We start from the raw sequence: 18472 nt of genomic DNA, 5'->3' as shown, positions 1-18472 counted from the left end.
TCTATTCGATTTCATCTGTTCTGTTCCTCTCCCGTTAAGATAGGGAAAAGGAGGAATCACCATGGTATTTGTCAATTACTTCGTGATGTGTCTGATCTTCGGAACGACGTTTTTAGCGATTAAAGTAGGAATTGACGCGGGAGCACCTCCCTTTTTCTCGGCAGGGGTTCGCTTTTTTCTCGCGGGCCTGGTCTTGTTTGCCGTCATGGCCTGGAAAAAGCAAGCGTCCCTCTCCATCCTGCTGCGCAAAGAGATGGCCATCACCGGAATTTGCCTGACGTATGGCGTATTTGCCACCTTGTATTGGGCAGAGCAGTATTTGAGTTCTGGCATTGCGGCGGTTTTGTCAGCGACCGCTCCGCTGATGGTCATGCTGCTGCAGACCGGGCTTTCGCGCCAAAAGCTTTCCGCCAGTTCCTGGGCAGGTTGCCTTATCGGATTTGTCGGTGTCGTCTTGCTGCTTTTGCCTGGGTTGACCTTTTCGATCAGCATGCTCTGGGTCGCTGGCTGTGTTGCCGTCCTGTTCGGCCAACTGTTTTATGCCGCAGGTGCTGTGTACTCCCGTCACGTCTCTCAGCAGTTCAAGGAGGTGTCGCCGATCACGTTAAACGCGGCGCAAATGATGTACGGAGGCATTCTGCTGCTTCTCACCTCCGCCTTTACCGAGCAAGTGCACATGGAGTTTCTGCTTTCATCCCAGTCCGTCTTCGCGCTGCTTTACTTGACTTTTGTCGGCTCGATGATGGGGCACACCATCTTTTACTGGCTGGTAGCGAAAACGAACCCGCTCTTTCCTTCTACATGGCTGTACATTTCACCGCTGATCGCCCTCGCTCTCGGGGTTGCATTGTACCAGGAGCCGCTCTATTGGTCGTCGCTGGCAGGGGGCATCGCGATTATCGTCGGGATCGTCATGATTAACCTGAAAACATTGAGAGAGTTGGTCGCCAAAAAAACGCCGCTCCAACATGCAGAAAGCCCAACAAAGTAGCCTTGTGCTCTTTGTTGGGCTTTTTTTGCGCCTGTCGAATCGTCCATTTCTTTCCCGGGAAATCGACAGCGGCTGTCGTTCTTGCTAGAAATGCTCGCCGTTGGCATAATAGCTTTCTTTTTGATAGGCGACAAAGACCATCTCTACTTCCGGTATGCCGAGCGAGAGGACGTGCTTGGTAACAATTTTGGCAAACTGGTCGCGGGTTTCCTGTCCTCGCTCAAACCAGCCTACCTCGATAAATGGAAAAGACGCTACTACCTTTCCGCCAAAAACGCCTGTCGTCTGCAAGCACTCGATGGTGAAATTGTCTGTCCCGCACTGGCAGAGAGCGGCAAGTTCTTCTGTCAGCGGCTCGCTGATCGTTGCCATTTGCTCGGCCTGTATGCCGCGAACGATGAGATGTGGCATGCTCGAACCTCCTGTTGGTCAAAAGCTTTATTTCTATCATCTATCATACCGCTTGGCAGGCAAAAAGAGTAGGTGGCCGGCTTGGAAGAGCTTTCGTCAAGACACCCCCGAACCGATGGCAGCATGTTGCTATTGACATAACTGTGAAAGTATCGCAAAAATAAAGGGTCAAGAACCAAAACATACCGCACGCCAATCGGAAAGGTGAGTACATATGGATTTGTGGAATATTTTCGTGGCCTTCGTGCTCGGTCTGGTAGAAGGTCTGACTGAATTTGCGCCCGTCTCTTCGACCGGGCACATGATTATTGTCGACGATACTTTGCTGCACTCAAAAGAGCTGTTTTCTCCTGAAGTCGCCAACACGTTCAAGGTCGTGATCCAGCTCGGCTCAATTCTCGCTGCCGTGATCGTGTTCAAAGACCGTTTTTTAAGTTTGCTGGGCTTGAAAAAAATGTCGCCGGATGGCAACGGCCCAGGCCACAAGCTCCGTCTCTCGCAAGTGATCGTCGGGCTGTTGCCGGCCGCTGTGCTCGGACTGATTTTTGAAGACTACATTGACGAATATCTTTTCTCCATCCATACGGTGCTGATCGGACTTGTCGCCGGGGCGCTGCTGATGATCGCCGCCGACTGGTTCAGGCCGGGCCGTCCGAAAGTCACAACTGTTGACCAGATGACGTACAAGCAGGCATTTTTGATCGGGCTGTTTCAGTGCATCGCCTTGTGGCCTGGCTTTTCGCGCTCCGGCTCGACCATTTCCGGCGGCGTGCTGCTGGGGCTCAGCCACAGAGCGGCGTCCGACTTTACGTTTATCATGGCCGTTCCCGTCATGGCGGGCGCCAGCTTTTTGTCGCTGTTGAAGCATTGGCAGTACATCACCGCCGATTCCTTGCCTTTTTTCATCGTCGGCTTTATCAGCGCCTTTTTGTTTGCCTTGCTGGCAATCCGCTTCTTCCTGAAGCTTATCAACCGAATCAAGCTCGTTCCGTTTGCCCTGTACCGCATCGCGCTTGCTGCGGTCATCTACTTCTTCATTTTGTAGAACAGCCTTTGCTAGGCACATTCCAAGAAAAAAAGCTGCCTTTGGCCGTTGAAGCGCCCCTGAATGCCTGTCACAACCAGCGCGGGGGCAGCTTTTCTTTTGGCCAGGCAGCTTTTTCTTTGTCCTCAAGCCGGGGAAACATCCCCTTGCAGAGCGCTCGCAACCAGCGTATCCTTTTGGCCGTGCTGGAGCTGGTACATCTGATAATACTTGCCGCGCTTCTCCATCAGTTCTTCGTGCCTTCCCCGCTCGACAATTCTCCCCCGATCCAGCACCAAAATCTGATCGGCGTTTTTGATCGTCGACAATCGGTGAGCGATGATGAACGTCGTTCGGCCTTTTTTCAGCACTTCCAGCGCGTTTTGGATGATTCCTTCCGTCTCCGTATCAATGTTGGCTGTCGCTTCGTCCAGGACGAGAATCGCCGGGTCGAATGCCAGCGCCCGGGCAAACGAAATCAACTGGCGCTGGCCGAACGAGAGCGTGCTGCCCTTTTCGATGACAGGCTCGTCAAAGCCGAGCGGCAAGGTGCGCAGGAGCTGATCTGCGCCGACGTCGCACAGAGCCTTCTCCACTTTTTCCGCAGAAATCGCCGGATCGTCCAGGCTCACGTTGGAACGGATCGTCCCCGTGAACAAAAACGGGTCCTGCAGCACGATCGCCATATGCTGGCGAATGTGCTGCTTGGGCATCTCCATGACGTTTTTCCCGTCAATGGTGATCGTCCCGCTGTTGGCGTCGTAAAAACGAAACAGCAGGTTGATGATCGAGCTTTTCCCCGAACCGGTATGCCCGACCAGTGCCACCGTTTCTCCCGGAGACGCCGCAAATGAAATGTTTTTCAGCACGTACTGGTCATCCTGGTAAGCAAAAGAAACGTTGTCAAAGCGGACACTGCCCTGATAGCGCGGGATTTTGCCTGCATCGACCTCGATCCCTTCCTCGTCGAGCAGCTCGAACACGCGGTGCGCAGCCACCAGCGACTGTTCCAGATTCGCCAGTTGATTCACAATTTGCGTAATCGGCTGGAACAGGCGGTTGAGGTAATCGACAAACGCGTACAGGACACCGAGCGAAAACAGCGTGCCCACCCCGAGCGACGCCCCGCCGAAATACCAGATGAACAGCACAAACGCCGCGTTGCGCACGAGCTGCACCAGATTGAAGGACGCGGTGGCATTGAGCCGCAGCATTTTGTTTTGGTAGGTGAACAGCTCTTCGTTCAGTTCGCCAAATTCCCGCATCGTCTCTTTTTCCCTGCGAAACGCCTGGATGATCGGCATTCCCTGGATGGATTCGTTAATCATGCCATTGATGTCGCTGATGCGCGCGCGAATGACGTGGTTAAAGGCAGAGGCGCGTTTGCGGTAATAGACGATCCAGACTGCCATGATCGGCAAAATCGCCAGACAGACGAGCGCCAGGCGGACATCGAGCACAAACAGCGCAACGAAAATCCCGATCAAGTAAATCCCGCTGGTGAAAAAGGACGCGAGCACATTGGCAAACAGCTCGCGAATCGCCTCAGTGTCATTCGTCACGCGGGCGACGATTTTTCCCGCAGGCAGGTTGTCAAAGTACGTTATCGGCAGCCGCTGAATATGGGCGAACACGTCCATGCGCAGCTTGCGGATTACCAGATTGGCCGCTTTTTGCAGCAAATACTTTTGACCGTAATGAAAAAGTGCGGCAGCCACCAGCAACCCGAGATAAGCCGCTGCCAGGACGAGCAAGCCGCTCGTCTCCGGGCGGAAAAATGCGAACAGCTCCTGATTGGAAAGCAGCACAGCCGGATAGACCGCCTGCCGCGAGCCGCTCTCAATGGTCAGCTTTCCGTCGGTAACGGTTCGCTCTCCGTCAAAAGCAAGCGGCTGGTCAATGAAGTAAAAGTCCCGCCCGACCTGCAAAATCCGCACTTGCTGGCCCGCGCGCTCGCCTGCCGCCAAATGGTCCTCCCGCGTGTACCACTTCTCCCGGTACAAGACGGAATCTGCCCGTTGTTCGGTCTCGTACCACGGAAACTCAATGCCGAGTATGTGCGTGTCGATCATTTTTTTCGCCAAAAACGGCCCTGTCAGCTCCGCGCCAACCGCAGCGGACAGCATCAGGAGAGCGAGCACAATCGTCTTTTTAAACAACCAGGCATAGCGAAACAGCCTTTTTCCCGTACTCATCCTCATCACCCGCCTTCTGTCAACTGTGCTTCGATTTGCTGCTTTTCAAACTGCTCCTTGTACCAGCCGCCGCGCGCCAGGAGCTGGTCATGCGTTCCTTCCTCAACCACCTTGCCTTCATCCATGACGAGAATCCAGTCGGCATGGGCAACGGCAGACAGGCGATGGGTGGCAATCAGCGTCGTTTTGCCTGCCCGCTCCCGGCGAATGTTGGCGATCATTTCCGCCTCCGTCTTGCCGTCAACGGCTGACATCGCATCGTCGAGAATCAAAATTTCCGGGTCGACCATCAGCGCCCGGGCAATCGACACCCGCTGCTTTTGCCCGCCTGACAGCGCCACCCCTTTTTCCCCGACCAGCGTATCGAGCCCCTCCGGCAAAAACTGTACGTCTTTTGCGAACGATGCCAGCCTAAGCGCGTTTTGCAACTGTTCCTCGCTGCCGTCCTTTTTGCCGAACAAAACGTTTTCCCGCACGGTCCTGGAGAACAAAATCTGCTCCTGCGGCACGTAGCCGATCCAGCTTTTGATGTTGTCCAGCTCGATCTGTTCCAGCGGGACCCCGTTGATCGTAATCGCACCTCTCCCGAGCGGAAATTCCCGCAGCAACTGCCGAAGCAGCGTCGACTTGCCGCTGCCGGTTCGCCCGACGATGCCAAGTGTTTGCGAGCGGTGCAAAGTAAAAGAAACGTCCTGCAACTGATCCTGGTTCGTCCCCGGATAGCGAAAACTCACCCGCTCGAAGCGAATCGTCTCCGGAACCGCAAGCTGCACCGGATGCTCGTGGTTGGTCACGTCTGCTGCGTACGCCAATGTCTCGTTGACCCGATCGAGCGAGGCGCTTCCCCGCTGCAAGACGTTTATCAGCTCTCCAATCGCAAACATCGGCCAAATCAGCATCCCCAGGTAGACGTTGAACGCCACCAGCTCGCCCAGCGTCAGCTCCTGCCGGAACACCAGATAGCCGCCGTAAATCAGCCCAATCATGTAGCTAATGCCCACCAAAATTTTCACGGTCGGTTCAATCAGCGAATCGACTTTGGCTACCTCGATATTTTTTTGGTACACCTCGCCCGTTTTGCTTGCAAACCGCTCCTGGTCCGCCGTCTCCTGCACGTAGGCGCGAATCACCCGGACGCCTGCAACGGACTCCAGCACGCGGTCGTTCAGCTCGCCAAACGAATCCTGCGCATGAGAAAAGCGCTCGTGAATTTTTTTGCCGTACTGGTTGATCGCATACGCCATGAACGGGAGAGGAAGAATCGCCGCCAGCGTCAGCTTCCAGCTGATTAAAAAGCCCATCGTCAAAATGATGACGCCTGTGAAGCTGACCGAGTCGACCAGTGTGAGAATGCCGAACCCCGTCGTCATCGAGACGGCTTTCAGATCGTTCGTTGCCCGGGCCATCAGGTCCCCGGTGCGATTGCGTTGATAAAACGTCGGCGTCATCCGCAAAAAGTGCGTCATCAGCCTGGAACGAAGCGTCCGCTCCGCCAAAAAAGCGCCTCCGAACAGCTTGTAAATCCAGACGAAGTTGACGCCATACGTCGCGACAGCCAGCACCACATAAAACAGCAAAATGTGCCAAAGCCGCTCGCCTGTCAATGTCCCCAGCTGAATCTCGTCGATGGCCACCCCGATGATTTTCGGCGGGACAATCTCCAGGATGCCGCCCAGGATCAGCAGCAGAATCGCTGCCGTGTAACGCTTCCAATGCTCCTTGAAAAACCAGTCCAGCTTTGCAAAAACCGAAAACATCTGCCGCTCTCTCCTTTCGTCCCAACCGGGCGTCCTCTTGCTAGGAATTTGGAGGCGAAAAAAGGCATATCGCCGCTTGGGCAACATGCCTTTTTATCTGCATCCAAAGAATCAAATAAAAAAGCGCAGGCTACAAAGACAGTAACCTGCGCCATTTGACGGAGTCGGGAAAAACTACACAGCGTGCATCAAAGGAGGGGTTACGTCATGTATGCAGTTGTGCATTTTGTTCATTACACTGCTTTTCATGACAGACCCACCTTTCCGTAAAATTTTGTTTACCAAATAATACATTCTGAACTTTACCATCGATTTGCCGGAATTGTCAAGAAATTATTTTTTGCTGCACGCATGGACGCGAATCAAGCATAGCTTTTTTTGTAGCGGTCATAAAATTTTTCCAGTCTCATCAACTTTTTATGGAAATGGTCTTTTTCTGTTCCATACTCTGCCAAAGCCAAAAAATAGTGTTCACACGTTTGCAATAGACTCCAAAAAAACTCTTGTTCAGGGACAACTGCATTCACCAGCTCGTCTTCTCCCTTCGTTGCGTAAAGACGTACGTTTTGCCCATCTATTCGCCTGTACTCAACATCGAGTTGACTCTGGTTAATTCTCGTTTGGACGTCCGCGTTTTTTTCCATGTACGCTCCAGCCAGTTCGACTAATTCTGGCAACAAATTCGTTTCACAAAAGTGAAAATCTGTTAGCTGTTTTCCGTCATGCCAAACAAGCAGTGCTTCTGTAAAAAGTCGCTTCGAGGGGGAAAAATATTTTTTCATCACTTCCTCGTTGCCGATACTGATGAAGCAGTTGTCTGAATGGTTTATGAAAAACTCGTCGTGAACTTGCCGAATAGCATGTTCTTTTTTGATCGCCTGCAATGGTTTTAACAGGTAAAGATTCATGTCAATCACATGCATCATTCCTTACGGGATGTGAAGTTTATACTAAATTATAGAAGCCTCGGTTTGAAACCGAAACTTCTATTATCTCTCGCTTAAATTATTCTGCTTGATTATAGCTGATTGGGAACACCGACACTACATTTTCACCGGACATGATAACCCGATAGATTTCTCCATCATGATATCCGTCATATGCTTTAGTTCCCCAGCTATCCAGATTATCATACATCCATTCTGCATTACGCGAATAGTCAATCACACTTTCTATAATATCTTCGATATCAGAAAACGTAGTATCAGGATTGAAGAATGAGTTTCTGTGTTTCGTTTCTCCTGCCCAGTATTCGGGATGATGCCTAGTGAGAATATGTACCATTCCATCGCTATCTGCATCACCGTACGTTAAATAGACGTTTTCAGAGTACCCAGGCAAGCCAAACATCCTAAGAACTGAGCTTTCTTTTACGTTACCAAAAATGTCATATTCTATCTCATCTTCGTAATACGATTCTACGGCATTTTCCGCTTTTGACTCAGCTACTGCCTCATATACCTCTTGGCCCCGCTCATAGTAGAAGTAAAGTTTAACACCTTCAATTACAATTCTAACTAGAGCCCCCCAGAAAAGAGGTTGTACTTCCTCTGCCTCAAGATGAGTTTCTCCGTCCTTTATCTCCTTTTCTTGTTGTTCAGATTCCTTATCTTGATTTATTTGAGATTGTACAGTTTTATATTTGCTTGATTCCTCCATTGCAAAACCTGGCACTACGGCAAATGAAAACAATGACAACGTTAATAAAGAAGCAATAAGTCGTTTCATAAAATCCTATCCTTTCAACAATTTGTATATTTTGGAATCTTCCGATAATTATTTTATATAAATATTCCCATTTATACAACACCAAATATCACTAGCGTTGCATAAATCCCTGAATAAATAAACTGATTTTTCCGAACGTGATTCTGCTTTCAAATTGCTAAAGAACGGAGTGACCTACAAAGTAGTTCCATCCATTTGGAATTTATATACAGTTCACCCAAGCGCTACACGGCAGTTTCTTTCCCGTTTATGTATCAGGCTTTCTTCGTTTCGACGTTAATAGCTCCCACCAAATTTGGCTATCCTCCCAGAGCAGCACACGTAACCACCGATAGATTTGAAGCAAGCTCTCTTGGCAAGCGGAGAAGATTTTTGCCAAGAGAAGTAAGCAAAAGGCAATCAGGGCAATGAAAACTTGGTTCAAAACCGCTTCTTGGCTTTTCCCGTAAAAGGAAGTGATTTTCACATGCTGCTTCAACCATTTAAAGAAGATTTCAATGGCCCAGCGACTACGATACATCTCGCTGATCTCTTGTGCAGATAACTCCAGTCGATTCGTAATCAGCAGAAGAGAGTTTCCCTGTGAATCGGTTGTCTCAATGAGGCGGAGGACATGTTTCTTTCGATTTTGCTGTGTCCCCATTTGTACATAACAATCTTTTTTGATGGAACTCCCTTCGGAAACAGGACAATCAAACAGATACCGGATAGCTGCCTTCTTCTTTACTCGCGTAACGAAGAAGATCGGGCGTTCGCAGAACGCGTCAAACTTGGCATAGTCCACAAATCCCCGATCGAACACATACGTCGTACCAGGTTTGTCTACGAGCGTATCAAGTTGAGTCCGGTCATGAGCACGTGCTGGAGTCAGCTGTACGGTTTCCGGATAGACGTCTTCCGGAGAAGCAAATGCTAACCGGAAGTGAAGTTTTACCCCGGCCTTTGTCTCACGAAAGGTCGCCCATTTGTAAGTATGTAGGCACAAAGGGATCGTGGTCGCATCTACGATGCGAAAATCACGTTTCATAGCTGGGGGAAGGGAGCATAGTCGAATCCGTTGAACCAAGTCCATGAAAACACGCTGCAACAAATTGGAATGGGGCTGTTGATGCTTGCGTGAAAGTTGAGAAGGACTGATCGAGGTAAAACTTACTTGTCGTGGTCACTGGAGGCCAGATCTTCCAAAAAAATTTTCGAAAAAATGGGGGAAACCCATTTACCAAATGACGAAAGTAAGGTATTTTTGTCCATGGTAGAATCCTTTCAGTGGATTTGGACAGAAACTACCTGGCCATTCCATTGTAAAGGATTTTTTTGTGCCCTAGTATAAATACTGAGAATTTTGTTTATTTCGATAACATCAATGCAACACTAGTGATTGTTTTACAACAGTAAACATTGTTATTGATAATTTCAAAAGATGCTTCAATTAAGTAGTAAGAAGGTTCGTCATGTGACCTGTCTACTTATTTTTCCTACTTTCGATCCTAATCGGTCTTTCGCTACTGAATCGTCTCCCTTTTTATTTCACTCCCGTATATAGAAACAAAGCATTTTTTCTCTCTAACTTTTTTTGGTATGATTACCTTCATGAAGTTTAGTCGGGAGGTCATTCATTTTGTTATCTTCAAACCAAAAACGTCGCTTGACTTCCGTGCAAATTATTGTATTTTCCTACGTTGCGCTGATTCTGGTCTCGGCGGTTCTGTTGTGGCTGCCGCTCTTTCACAAGCAGGGCGTGTCGATTTCCTTTATCGATGCACTCTTTACCGCAGCGAGTGCGATCAGCGTCACCGGGTTGACCGTGATTACGATTCACGAGGTGTTCAACCAAGGGGGCATTTTGTTTCTGACCTTGCTCTTTCAAGTGGGCGGGATCGGAATCATGACGCTCGGGACATTCATCTGGCTGCTGATGGGCAAACAGATCGGTCTGGAGCAGCGTATCTGGATTGCCACCGACCACAATCGCTCTACGCTGTCCGGCCTGGTTAGCCTGATGCGCAACATTCTCGCCATGGCGCTCATCATCGAGCTGATCGGGACGATACTGCTGGGCGCGCACTTCTTGCTTGCAGGCTATTACACCGATTGGTACGACGCGTTTTATCACGGCTACTTTGCCTCGGTCAGCGCCTTTACCAACGCCGGCTTTGACCTGCAAGGCAACTCCATGCTGGATTATGCGCATGACTATACGTTTCAGCTCATCGTCATGCTGTTGATTGTTTGCGGGGCGATTGGCTTTCCCGTTCTCGTCGAGCTGCGGACGTACTTCTCCTATCGCCGGGCGAAGGCGCGCTTTACCTTCTCGCTGTTTACCAAGATTACGACGCTCACGTTTTTTTCCTTGGTGGTGGCCGGAGCCATCTTCATTTACGTGTTCGAGCGCCAGCATTTTCTGCTGGATAAAACGTGGCACGAAGCGCTGTTCTACTCGTTGTTCCACTCCGTTTCTTCGCGGAGCGGCGGCTTGTCCACACTGGACATCAGCCTGTTTTCTGCCCCTACGCTGTTCATGCTCTCTGCGATGATGTTTATTGGCGCATCGCCAAGCAGTGTGGGCGGGGGGATACGCACGACGACGTTTTTTGTCCTGCTCGCGACCGTATTTGCCAACATGCGCGGCTACAAAGACGTAAAAGTATTCGGCCGGGAACTGGTGGACGAAGACATCATGCGGTCGTTTGTCGTCTTTTTCATCGCCATCGTGCTTGTGTTCATCGCTGTCATCTTGCTCGTCTGGCTGGAGGATCTGCCGTTCCAGCATATTTTGTTTGAGGTATGCTCGGCTTTTGGTACGACCGGATTGACTACCGGTGTTACCGAGCATCTGGGAACGCCTGGAAAGCTCATCCTGATTTTTACGATGATGATCGGGCGGATCGGGATTATCAACCTGCTCCTGTTCCTCAAGCGCGACGATCGAATCATGCGCTACCACCATCCGAAAGAGCGGATCATCATCGGGCAGTAACCATAGACGGCGTCAAAGCAAAAGAGCCTTGTGCGTTTTTCATGCACAGGCTCTTCGTCTTTTTTCACTTCCACTCGCTGTTGTACAGGGCGACGCGATACGGGTACAGTTCGGCTGTCATCACGTTTTGCCGGACAGCAGGGTCATTTTCCATGACGTGTCGTGCCGCTTCCTCTGATTCCGCGAGAAAAATCACAATGCCAAATGTCGTCGCGTCCATGTTCTGCGTGCGGCCCGCGAGGATCAGCCTGTTGTCTGCGAGCAGCTTTTGCAGGTAGCGAAAATGCTCTCCGACAATCTCTTGCTCTTTGTCCGTCCAGTTTGCAGAGTCCAGCAGCCGCGGAACAAGCCTGATTTTGTACAAAAACTGTTGGAGTGCCTCCATGCTCTCATCCCTTTCCGATTTCCTGTCTGTTTGCCACAGCCTGGTTCAGCTTTTGCAGCATATAGCCGATACCCTGGCAATCCGCGAGCGGAAAGCTGCTTTTTTCCTCGCCAAACACAGCGTGGATGATGCTCCTGAATTTCTTTCCGCCGAGCATGACGACTTCCTCCACCCCGTCGAGCTGCTTGTCCCGCGCTTGCTGGATCAGGCGGTCGAGCGGGATGATTTCCGCGTTTTTCGTGCCAAAAGCGACATCGTAATTTTCCGGCACCCGATCATGCGGCAGCAAAAAGCCGTGCTTGGCAGACAAAATCGCCCACTCGGAAAAAAACGTCCGGGCATATGCCTGACTCGCCTTGTGAAACGCGCTTTGATAAACGTACTGCGCCTCTGTCGCCCCCGCCTCCGGGTGTACATCCCATATCTTTTTCGCGCCACAGGCGATGATGCACAATCGTCGTCTCACTTCGTAGTATCTCCTTCCATCTGCGTCCGGCTTTTCCTGCCTGCTTGTCCTACATCCGGCATGATCCATTTTTTTGCACATTCAATCCGTACTTCCATTCTCCGCCTCCTGCCCGGTTGCCCTGATCTCTACACTGTGGCAGGAGGCCTGTCCCGTCGGACGTCACGTCGTTCCCCTCTCTACCAGAAGCGGCGGCAGCTCCCTTTCTTCTTTTTCCTTGTGCTGGTGGACAATTCGGTCGTACAGCATTTCAAAGGCGTATTTCCCCATCAAGCTGCTCGGACTAGATACGGTCGTGATCTCCAGCAGTTCGCCGACCGGCTGATCGTCACAGCCGACAATCGCCAGGTCTTCGGGGACGCGCAGCCCCAATCTGCCTGCTTCTTTGACGATCCCCGCCGCAATGTGATTGCAGGAGACGATCAATGCAGAAGGCCGCTCGTTCATTTGCCAGATGCGGTGAGCGATGTCTTTGCCGTCCTGCACGGTCAGACAGTTTTCAAAAGCCCATTCGGGTGCGGGTGTTACACCTGCCGATTGAAGCATGTCATGGTAGGCCCGTTTGCGGTGCTGGCTGTTGAAGCTGTTTTTTCTGCCTATGCAATAGCCGATTTTCCGGTGGCCTTTGCCGAGCAAATACTCCATCCCGATCCGAAAGGTCTGATAATGGTCGATATGAACGCTCGACACGAAAACAGCCTCGTTTGCCTCACAGGTGATGATCGGGCCGTATTGGGCGTACTCGTCAATCGTTTCGCAGCCATTGGCCCGGGAGCACATGATGAGGCCGTCCATTTTCTTGTTTTTCAGCAGGCGCAAAATGCTCTGCTCCTGCTCGGCGCTGTTGTTGGTCTGGCACACCATCAGGTTGTACTGATGCCGGGCTGCTTCTCCGGCAATGCCTTCGATGATCGAGCTGTAATATTGATTGTTGACGAGCGGAAGCGTCACGCCGACCACCATCGTTTTTCCCGTCGACAGGTGGACAGCGTTGCTGTTCTGCACGTAGTTTCGTTCTTGGATGATCCGCATGACTTCTGCGCGTTTTTGTTCGCTGACATACGGATGGTTGTTTAAGACACGCGACACGGTGGAGACAGATACTCCCGCCAGTTTCGCAATTTCTCGAATGTTAGCCAAGCCTGATTACCCCTCTGTTTTATCAAAATCCGTCATCCTCTTCCATAGTAACGGGAAAGGCCCCCTTTTCTCCAGTTGAAAAACATACCGTGCAAATGCGAAGGACAGGAAGCTCATTCATTCGGCACATTTTTTTCTTGCTATGAAAAGCGTTCCACACTTTATCCTGTTGCCGATGGAAAGATGAAAGGAGTCGTGCTGTTCGTGTTTCGCTTCAAATTCGAATACGTCTTGTTTATCACGGGTCTGCTCATTCTCGCGCTCGGCATCAACATGATGACGACGATTACCTCGTTTGGCCTCAGCCCTTATGACTCTCTGTTTATTGCCCTGTTTCAAAATTTCGGCATATCCATCGGCTTTTGGATGTTTGCGATCAACTTCACTTTTGTCTGCATCGTATTACTCATGGATCGCAGCTACATTACGTTTGGAGCCGTAGTCGTAATGGTGCTGATCTCCGTCTTTGTCGACCTGATCGGCTCGATTGACACCCTGATGGCCGGCATCCGCTCGCTGCCGCCGCTTTTGACCCTGGTGCTCGGCAACCTGTGCATCGGCAGCGGCATCGGGCTGTACGTGTGCACGCAGGTGTGCACAGCACCACAGGAAGCATTCGTGCTCGTCGTCTCCAAGCGGATGAAATGGACGTTTCGCCGCACGGAAATTTCGCTCGCCTGCCTGTTTCTGACCTTGAGCTTTTTGCTCGACGGGCCGATTTATTACGGGACGATTGTGCTGTCGTTTACGACTGGGTACATTATTCAGGCTGCCATCCATGCGGGGAACAAGCTTTTGTCGCTCGTCAATCGGGGGACGGAAGCACAGGTGCAACAGTAGCTCCCTGGATGTGTGGGAAAAAGGGATCACGGTTAAAATGTCGCTATACTGGACGGTGGAAAATCGGTGGGAATTTTTGGGGGCGGCGGTGGGATCTTTTCTATCTCATCTCGCCTCGCCTCGTTGCTGGCAGTTGCAGGTTGTGCTCACGCGCAACGGCTGTTGTAGTTTCGGGCGTTGTTTAATGCCTGTGCAAAAAGGCTTACTCCTCCTCATGTTCCAGGGGAGTAAGCCTTTGTTTGAATGTTTATCAAGCGTACTTGTCAAGTTTTTTTGTACTTGGTTTGTTGGTTCAATTTTGCGATCTTATTAGTGTACACAAAATATTTTACAGTCCCGTTCATTCTGTTCTTCCGTTCGGTTGTCTTTTTCTTTGAAAGAACCTGTCGTTCTGCTCTGTTTGACCCAACGGTCAAACGCAGATGCACTCAGATCGTATTCTTTCAAAATATCTGCACGCGTTTTTCCATTCTCGTAGAGTTGAACCATTTGCCGCTTGAACTCGTCTGTAAATGACCGACGCTCACGTTTCCCCATGACATTCTCCCCGTTCTGTATCGATTTGCTTTCAATCTACTAGACCTTAAGAGAATTGTCCAATTCATGTAGCCGATCCAAATTTCATCCATAAGCTGTTCGTATGCTGCGCGAGCCCGGGCAATAGACCTCACTTCTTTTTCTTCTTCCTGGGCTGGCTGCTGTTCCTTCAATCCTTCTGCCCCTAGCTGTTCACGTTTTGCCATTCGTTTCATCCTCCATTGATTTTGTGCATGCAAAAAAAGCTCATTCCTACTCATAAAACAAGTTGGAAAGAGCTTTTGAAAGTTTATCAAGTGTTTGAATTGTTTAGTGTTTGGTTTGTTGATTGTATTGTACGATCTTATTGTTAGGATTGTAAAGAAACTTATAAAAAATATTCCCTCTATCACTCAATATTTTCATCATCGAGTGCATCCAGAACTTTATCCCTAATGTCTTGTGGGGGAAGTTCCCTAGTTATTTTCCCAGAATTACGCGGCCATGCATGTTTGCCACATACTAACTCATTATGATGATAACTGATCCTTCCACCTCTCTCAAACAACTTAATAATAGGGTCATATAAATCGTGAAACTTCAGAGCGATGGGTACTTGTTTGTCTACCACGTATGCCCATTCAAGATAAAAAGCGCAAAGATACTCTGTAACCCAATCAACGTTGGCGTTTACTACTCCATTACATTCTTCCTTTATATGAGCAGGTGTATCAAAATTAATTATTTCTGCTGCATTAAATACAGCACGTCTATTATCATCCTTGGAGTTAAAATCTAAAAAAATATTCCCTCTTCTAATAAACTCTGTAACTAGGATAGCATATGAAGGTTTATCCATTCCATTATTTTCCCAGTTAATGTTTTTTATTCTTTCACGGGCTTGTTCAAAGTTAGAATTCAATTTTCCCACCTCAAAATTTTGGCCTGGAAATCCGCCGGGTTGTGGTGGTGCTAACTCATGAGCACCTTTTGTACTTTCGTTTATTGTACCATCTTTAAAATAGTTTATATCACGATACGGCAATCCTTCTTGCATCATTTTACTTTCTGCCAATTCATGGTCAGCTAATTGTCTAAACCATGTTTTTTCCTCTGCTGATAATTCACCCTTTAGTGCTTTTTCCCATCCATAGGCTATATCAATATCGGGAACAAAATAACCTTTATAATAGTACTTGCCGTTAACAGTATCAACTAAGTTCATGTGTTCAGTCAGTATTACATGTGTCTTCAACTGACTTGCCTCTTCAAAACTAAGTCCTGTATTCCGTTAAAAAGATCTCTAACTCTCCGACATCTAAACCAGTGGATCTTAACTTTTCATACGTCTGCAAAGCTATCTCTTCCTGTTTAAAACTAGGAACAAACTTAATAGGTTCTCCACGAGGTTCTAATGGCTTAGGTGTTCTAGCTTTTGGCGTCCCCTCAACCTTCGAACTCGCCCCCCGCTTCAACGCACCGCGATCCCTCTCGGCACCTTTCGCCAACCAGGACGTCCCTACGGAAAAAGCTCCGCCCAGTGCTGCCCCTACCGCAAACGACTCCAACGCCTTGCTTCCATCCGGCGTCCGCCCGTCCCACAGTTCCCGCAGCGATAATCAATATATCCCGAGGTTCCCCCCATAAACATGACCGAGCCAAGCCCTACGGTCGTTTGTCCGCCTGTCAGCGGCACAACCGCTCCTCCGCCGACCCCTGCAACGGGGCCGAAAATCGCTCCGCATACCGCGCCGATCACGGCCCCTTGGGCGGCGCTTTTGATATACGCGGACGGACTGCTCACCTCCCCGTTGATGAGATCGGACGAGGCGGTCATCACGACACCGCCTATCGCTCCGAGAGCTGCCCCTACCGCTGCCGCTCCAATCACCGCACCCGCACCAAACGACGCTACCGTCAGTGCTACGGCCCCGACAATCGCCACAGCCCCTAACACACAAAGGGCAAGCTTCCCCCAATCAAACGGCGGTTCCGGGGGTGGGGGCGTTCCTTGCTTCGGCTCGTCGTCAAACGCGGGAAACGTCGTCCGGTCCCATCCTTCCACGTGAACGGCTGTCCCCAGGAAGTGATACTCACTCTCCAGCGAAAAGCCGCTTGGCGCACTCGTTTTCTTGGCGAGAATCTGGCTTTGCGCCTGGATGACAACCCGCTTTGGCGTGTAGAGTGAGATCTCTTCCTTCGCATTCAGAATCAGCTTTTTATGGCTGGTCAGTGTAATCCCCACGTGATCGTCCAGGGTTATCTTCAACGGTTCCTTGCATCCGCTCACAATCGAAAGAGCGGTAGGCGCAACCAGTTCGCTTCCGTGCTCTGTGCCGAAATACCGGATGTTCGGGTTGGCTGTCTTCACGCAACTGTCGCCGTTTTTGCGGACCCAGCCAAGCACCACCGCCCTCCTTCTTGTCGCATCGGGGAAGTACAGGGTGGCGTTCGTATGATTTTGAGCATGCAAAAAAAGCTCATTCCTACTCATGGTTCAAAGCAGGAATGAGCTTTTGAAAGTTTATCTAGTGTTTCGTTTGTTAGTTCTACTGTACGATCCATCCAGGAAATATTTCTTCTTATATATTAATTAATAAACTTTTGATTCTCCTTGCTAAATCTTCTTTTTCTTCTTCCGATAACTGTTGCCCTACATCTTCCATATTAAACTGTTTTAGTTCAGATAATATGTTGTTGAGTTCTTCTTGAGCATTAATCCCTTTATTGATTAACAATTCAGCTAATGTGACTTTTATTGTAATATTCTCACTCATTGTATTCCTACAATCTCTTTCAAATCTTTTAAGAACGTGATTCACTACTTGACCTGCATACTCATTCTCAAAACTTAGTGATTCAAAAAATTTTTTCACATTTTCATTAATTTCTTGATAATACCATCTTGCTTCAGAACAAAAATCTAAAGGTTTTTCGTCTAATCTTAATACAATATTATCCCTGCGACTTATTAGTTCTTTTACTTCATCATCTGTTAATTCTGTTCTAAGCTTAGTAAAGTCTAGAGAAAGCAATTCCTCTTTTGTTTTTTCTTTTGCTGTAATTAGTACCTTGGATTGTTTTAGTAAAAATTCTCCATACAAAATCTCTATAACTGCTTTTTCCATTTCTCCTTGGTTTAAAAGTGTCTCGTATTCATTATAAGTTCTAGCTAGAGATTCACGATCACTCATATTATTTTGTTTATATGAATAATAATCTTCAATAAACGATTCAACTAATTCTTTATACTCCCATTTTAAGTCCATATTCAGTACTCTCCTATGTTTGACATATTTTTTGGTGCTATTAGCTCGCCACCATTATGAATCACTTCAATTTTTATATTTGGATACCTTTCTTTAAACTGAGAAATTATGTTATTGCAACTTCCACACGTGTCTTTTTCTGTAAACAATTTTACCTTTCCTGCAACATTATTATTTTCTCCGATTTTTTCGGCTAAATCATTTAATATTTTGTACTCTGTATCCGCCTCTCTTACAAAATCATCTCCCTTCTTATCAGGTGCCTTTGTAGCTCTAAAAATAGGATTTTCAGGTTTTAATGAGAATCCTTCTAAATTTGAATTACCAGAAGTAAAATCAACCTGACTTGATGAATAAAATTCCTTTTGTTCTACAACAGGAATATCGACCTCAGCATAACCAAAATTCCCACCCTTTTTTAAAACTTTTTTGGATAAACGACTTTTTATCTCACTGACTCTTTCAATGATATGGGCATCTTTTACTGGGTCAACTCGTCTTGTTGCTGTCCAATCAAAATGAATTAATTTTCCGGTTTCAGGATCAATAGCATACCTATGCTCAATCGGTGTGGAACCAGGTTCTACTCCAGCTTTACCCGTCCCCTCAACCTTCGAACTCGCCCCCCGCTTCAACGCCCCGCGAACCCTCTCAGCACCTTTCGCCAACCAGGACGTCCCTACGGAAAAAGCTCCGCCCAGCGCTGCTCCAACCGCAAACGACTCCAACGCCTGGCCTCCATCCGGCGTCCGCCCGTCCCACAGCTCCCGCAG

Annotated in this window: 18 protein-coding genes and 1 pseudogene; 4 read left to right on the top strand and 15 right to left on the bottom strand. The window is 48.9% G+C overall.

Features of this window, described 5'->3' with window-relative positions; translation table 11 throughout:
* Positions 1 to 61 precede the first annotated feature (61 nt).
* On the top strand, positions 62 to 991 hold the full coding sequence (locus EDM57_RS02850) for a DMT family transporter (RefSeq protein WP_122903260.1): 930 nt from the start codon (positions 62 to 64) through the stop codon (positions 989 to 991).
* 84 nt (positions 992 to 1075) lie between these two features.
* Here EDM57_RS02850 and EDM57_RS02845 read toward each other — a convergent pair whose 3' ends face one another.
* Complete coding sequence (locus EDM57_RS02845) at positions 1076 to 1402, bottom strand: DUF1904 family protein (protein WP_122903259.1); 327 nt, start codon at positions 1400 to 1402, stop codon at positions 1076 to 1078.
* 214 nt (positions 1403 to 1616) lie between these two features.
* On the opposite strand from EDM57_RS02845, the gene EDM57_RS02840 reads away from it, so the two are divergent.
* Entirely contained in the window at positions 1617 to 2447 is an 831-nt protein-coding gene (locus EDM57_RS02840) for an undecaprenyl-diphosphate phosphatase (protein ID WP_122903258.1), read from the top strand.
* 125 nt (positions 2448 to 2572) lie between these two features.
* On the opposite strand, the gene EDM57_RS02835 is transcribed toward EDM57_RS02840, so the two are convergent.
* The 5 genes from EDM57_RS02835 to EDM57_RS02815 form a co-directional block, all read right to left on the bottom strand.
* Positions 2573 to 4621 carry an ABC transporter ATP-binding protein gene (locus EDM57_RS02835; RefSeq protein WP_122903311.1) on the bottom strand — a complete coding sequence of 683 codons (2049 nt, stop codon included), beginning with the start codon at positions 4619 to 4621 and terminating at the stop codon, positions 2573 to 2575.
* Between the two features lie 5 nt (positions 4622 to 4626).
* A complete protein-coding gene (locus EDM57_RS02830) occupies positions 4627 to 6378 on the bottom strand; it encodes an ABC transporter ATP-binding protein (protein ID WP_122903257.1) in 1752 nt (583 codons plus the stop codon).
* A gap of 362 nt (positions 6379 to 6740) precedes the next feature.
* Positions 6741 to 7295 (bottom strand): hypothetical protein, encoded by a 555-nt coding sequence (locus tag EDM57_RS02825; protein ID WP_122903256.1) that lies wholly within the window; start codon positions 7293 to 7295, stop codon positions 6741 to 6743.
* Between the two features lie 88 nt (positions 7296 to 7383).
* Entirely contained in the window at positions 7384 to 8106 is a 723-nt protein-coding gene (locus EDM57_RS02820; protein WP_122903255.1) for a hypothetical protein, read from the bottom strand.
* 247 nt (positions 8107 to 8353) lie between these two features.
* Positions 8354 to 9193, bottom strand: coding sequence for an IS4 family transposase (locus EDM57_RS02815; protein WP_246005728.1), 840 nt, complete (start codon positions 9191 to 9193; stop codon positions 8354 to 8356).
* 531 nt (positions 9194 to 9724) lie between these two features.
* On the opposite strand from EDM57_RS02815, the gene EDM57_RS02810 reads away from it, so the two are divergent.
* The gene (locus EDM57_RS02810; protein WP_122903254.1) at positions 9725 to 11083 is read left to right on the top strand and encodes a TrkH family potassium uptake protein; all 1359 of its coding nucleotides are present in this window, start codon (positions 9725 to 9727) and stop codon (positions 11081 to 11083) included.
* Between the two features lie 64 nt (positions 11084 to 11147).
* Here EDM57_RS02810 and EDM57_RS02805 read toward each other — a convergent pair whose 3' ends face one another.
* The 3 genes from EDM57_RS02805 to EDM57_RS02795 form a co-directional block, all read right to left on the bottom strand.
* Positions 11148 to 11468 carry a YciI family protein gene (locus EDM57_RS02805; protein ID WP_122903253.1) on the bottom strand — a complete coding sequence of 107 codons (321 nt, stop codon included), beginning with the start codon at positions 11466 to 11468 and terminating at the stop codon, positions 11148 to 11150.
* A 4-nt stretch (positions 11469 to 11472) separates the two neighbouring features.
* Positions 11473 to 11934: a DUF6884 domain-containing protein gene (locus EDM57_RS02800; protein ID WP_122903252.1), complete on the bottom strand. Its 462-nt coding sequence runs from the start codon at positions 11932 to 11934 to the stop codon at positions 11473 to 11475.
* Positions 11935 to 12096: 162 nt separating this feature from the next.
* Positions 12097 to 13074, bottom strand: coding sequence for a LacI family DNA-binding transcriptional regulator (locus EDM57_RS02795; RefSeq protein WP_122903251.1), 978 nt, complete (start codon positions 13072 to 13074; stop codon positions 12097 to 12099).
* Between the two features lie 204 nt (positions 13075 to 13278).
* Between EDM57_RS02795 and EDM57_RS02790 the strand changes: the two genes are divergently transcribed.
* Positions 13279 to 13914 carry a YczE/YyaS/YitT family protein gene (locus EDM57_RS02790; protein WP_122903310.1) on the top strand — a complete coding sequence of 212 codons (636 nt, stop codon included), beginning with the start codon at positions 13279 to 13281 and terminating at the stop codon, positions 13912 to 13914.
* 339 nt (positions 13915 to 14253) lie between these two features.
* Here the strand turns inward: EDM57_RS02790 and EDM57_RS02785 are convergent.
* The 6 genes and pseudogenes from EDM57_RS02785 to EDM57_RS02755 form a co-directional block, all read right to left on the bottom strand.
* A pseudogene (locus tag EDM57_RS02785) lies at positions 14254 to 14451 on the bottom strand (transposase); the annotation flags it as partial.
* Complete coding sequence (locus EDM57_RS02780; RefSeq protein WP_122903249.1) at positions 14358 to 14657, bottom strand: hypothetical protein; 300 nt, start codon at positions 14655 to 14657, stop codon at positions 14358 to 14360. The pseudogene EDM57_RS02785 and the gene EDM57_RS02780, both read right to left, overlap by 94 nt.
* A gap of 182 nt (positions 14658 to 14839) precedes the next feature.
* Entirely contained in the window at positions 14840 to 15685 is an 846-nt protein-coding gene (locus EDM57_RS02775; RefSeq protein WP_122903248.1) for a hypothetical protein, read from the bottom strand.
* A 294-nt stretch (positions 15686 to 15979) separates the two neighbouring features.
* Positions 15980 to 16837: a hypothetical protein gene (locus EDM57_RS02765; RefSeq protein WP_122903246.1), complete on the bottom strand. Its 858-nt coding sequence runs from the start codon at positions 16835 to 16837 to the stop codon at positions 15980 to 15982.
* Between the two features lie 175 nt (positions 16838 to 17012).
* Positions 17013 to 17699: an Imm3 family immunity protein gene (locus tag EDM57_RS02760; protein ID WP_122903245.1), complete on the bottom strand. Its 687-nt coding sequence runs from the start codon at positions 17697 to 17699 to the stop codon at positions 17013 to 17015.
* Between the two features lie 2 nt (positions 17700 to 17701).
* Positions 17702 to 18472 (bottom strand): deaminase domain-containing protein (locus EDM57_RS02755; RefSeq protein WP_211338206.1); only part of this gene is annotated, 771 nt, incomplete at its 5' end.

Source organism: Brevibacillus gelatini, assembly GCF_003710935.1.
Lineage (GTDB): Bacteria > Bacillota > Bacilli > Brevibacillales > Brevibacillaceae > Brevibacillus > Brevibacillus gelatini.
Note: the sequence above shows the minus strand (reverse complement) of the source record. Positions and strands in the feature narration are given on the sequence as shown.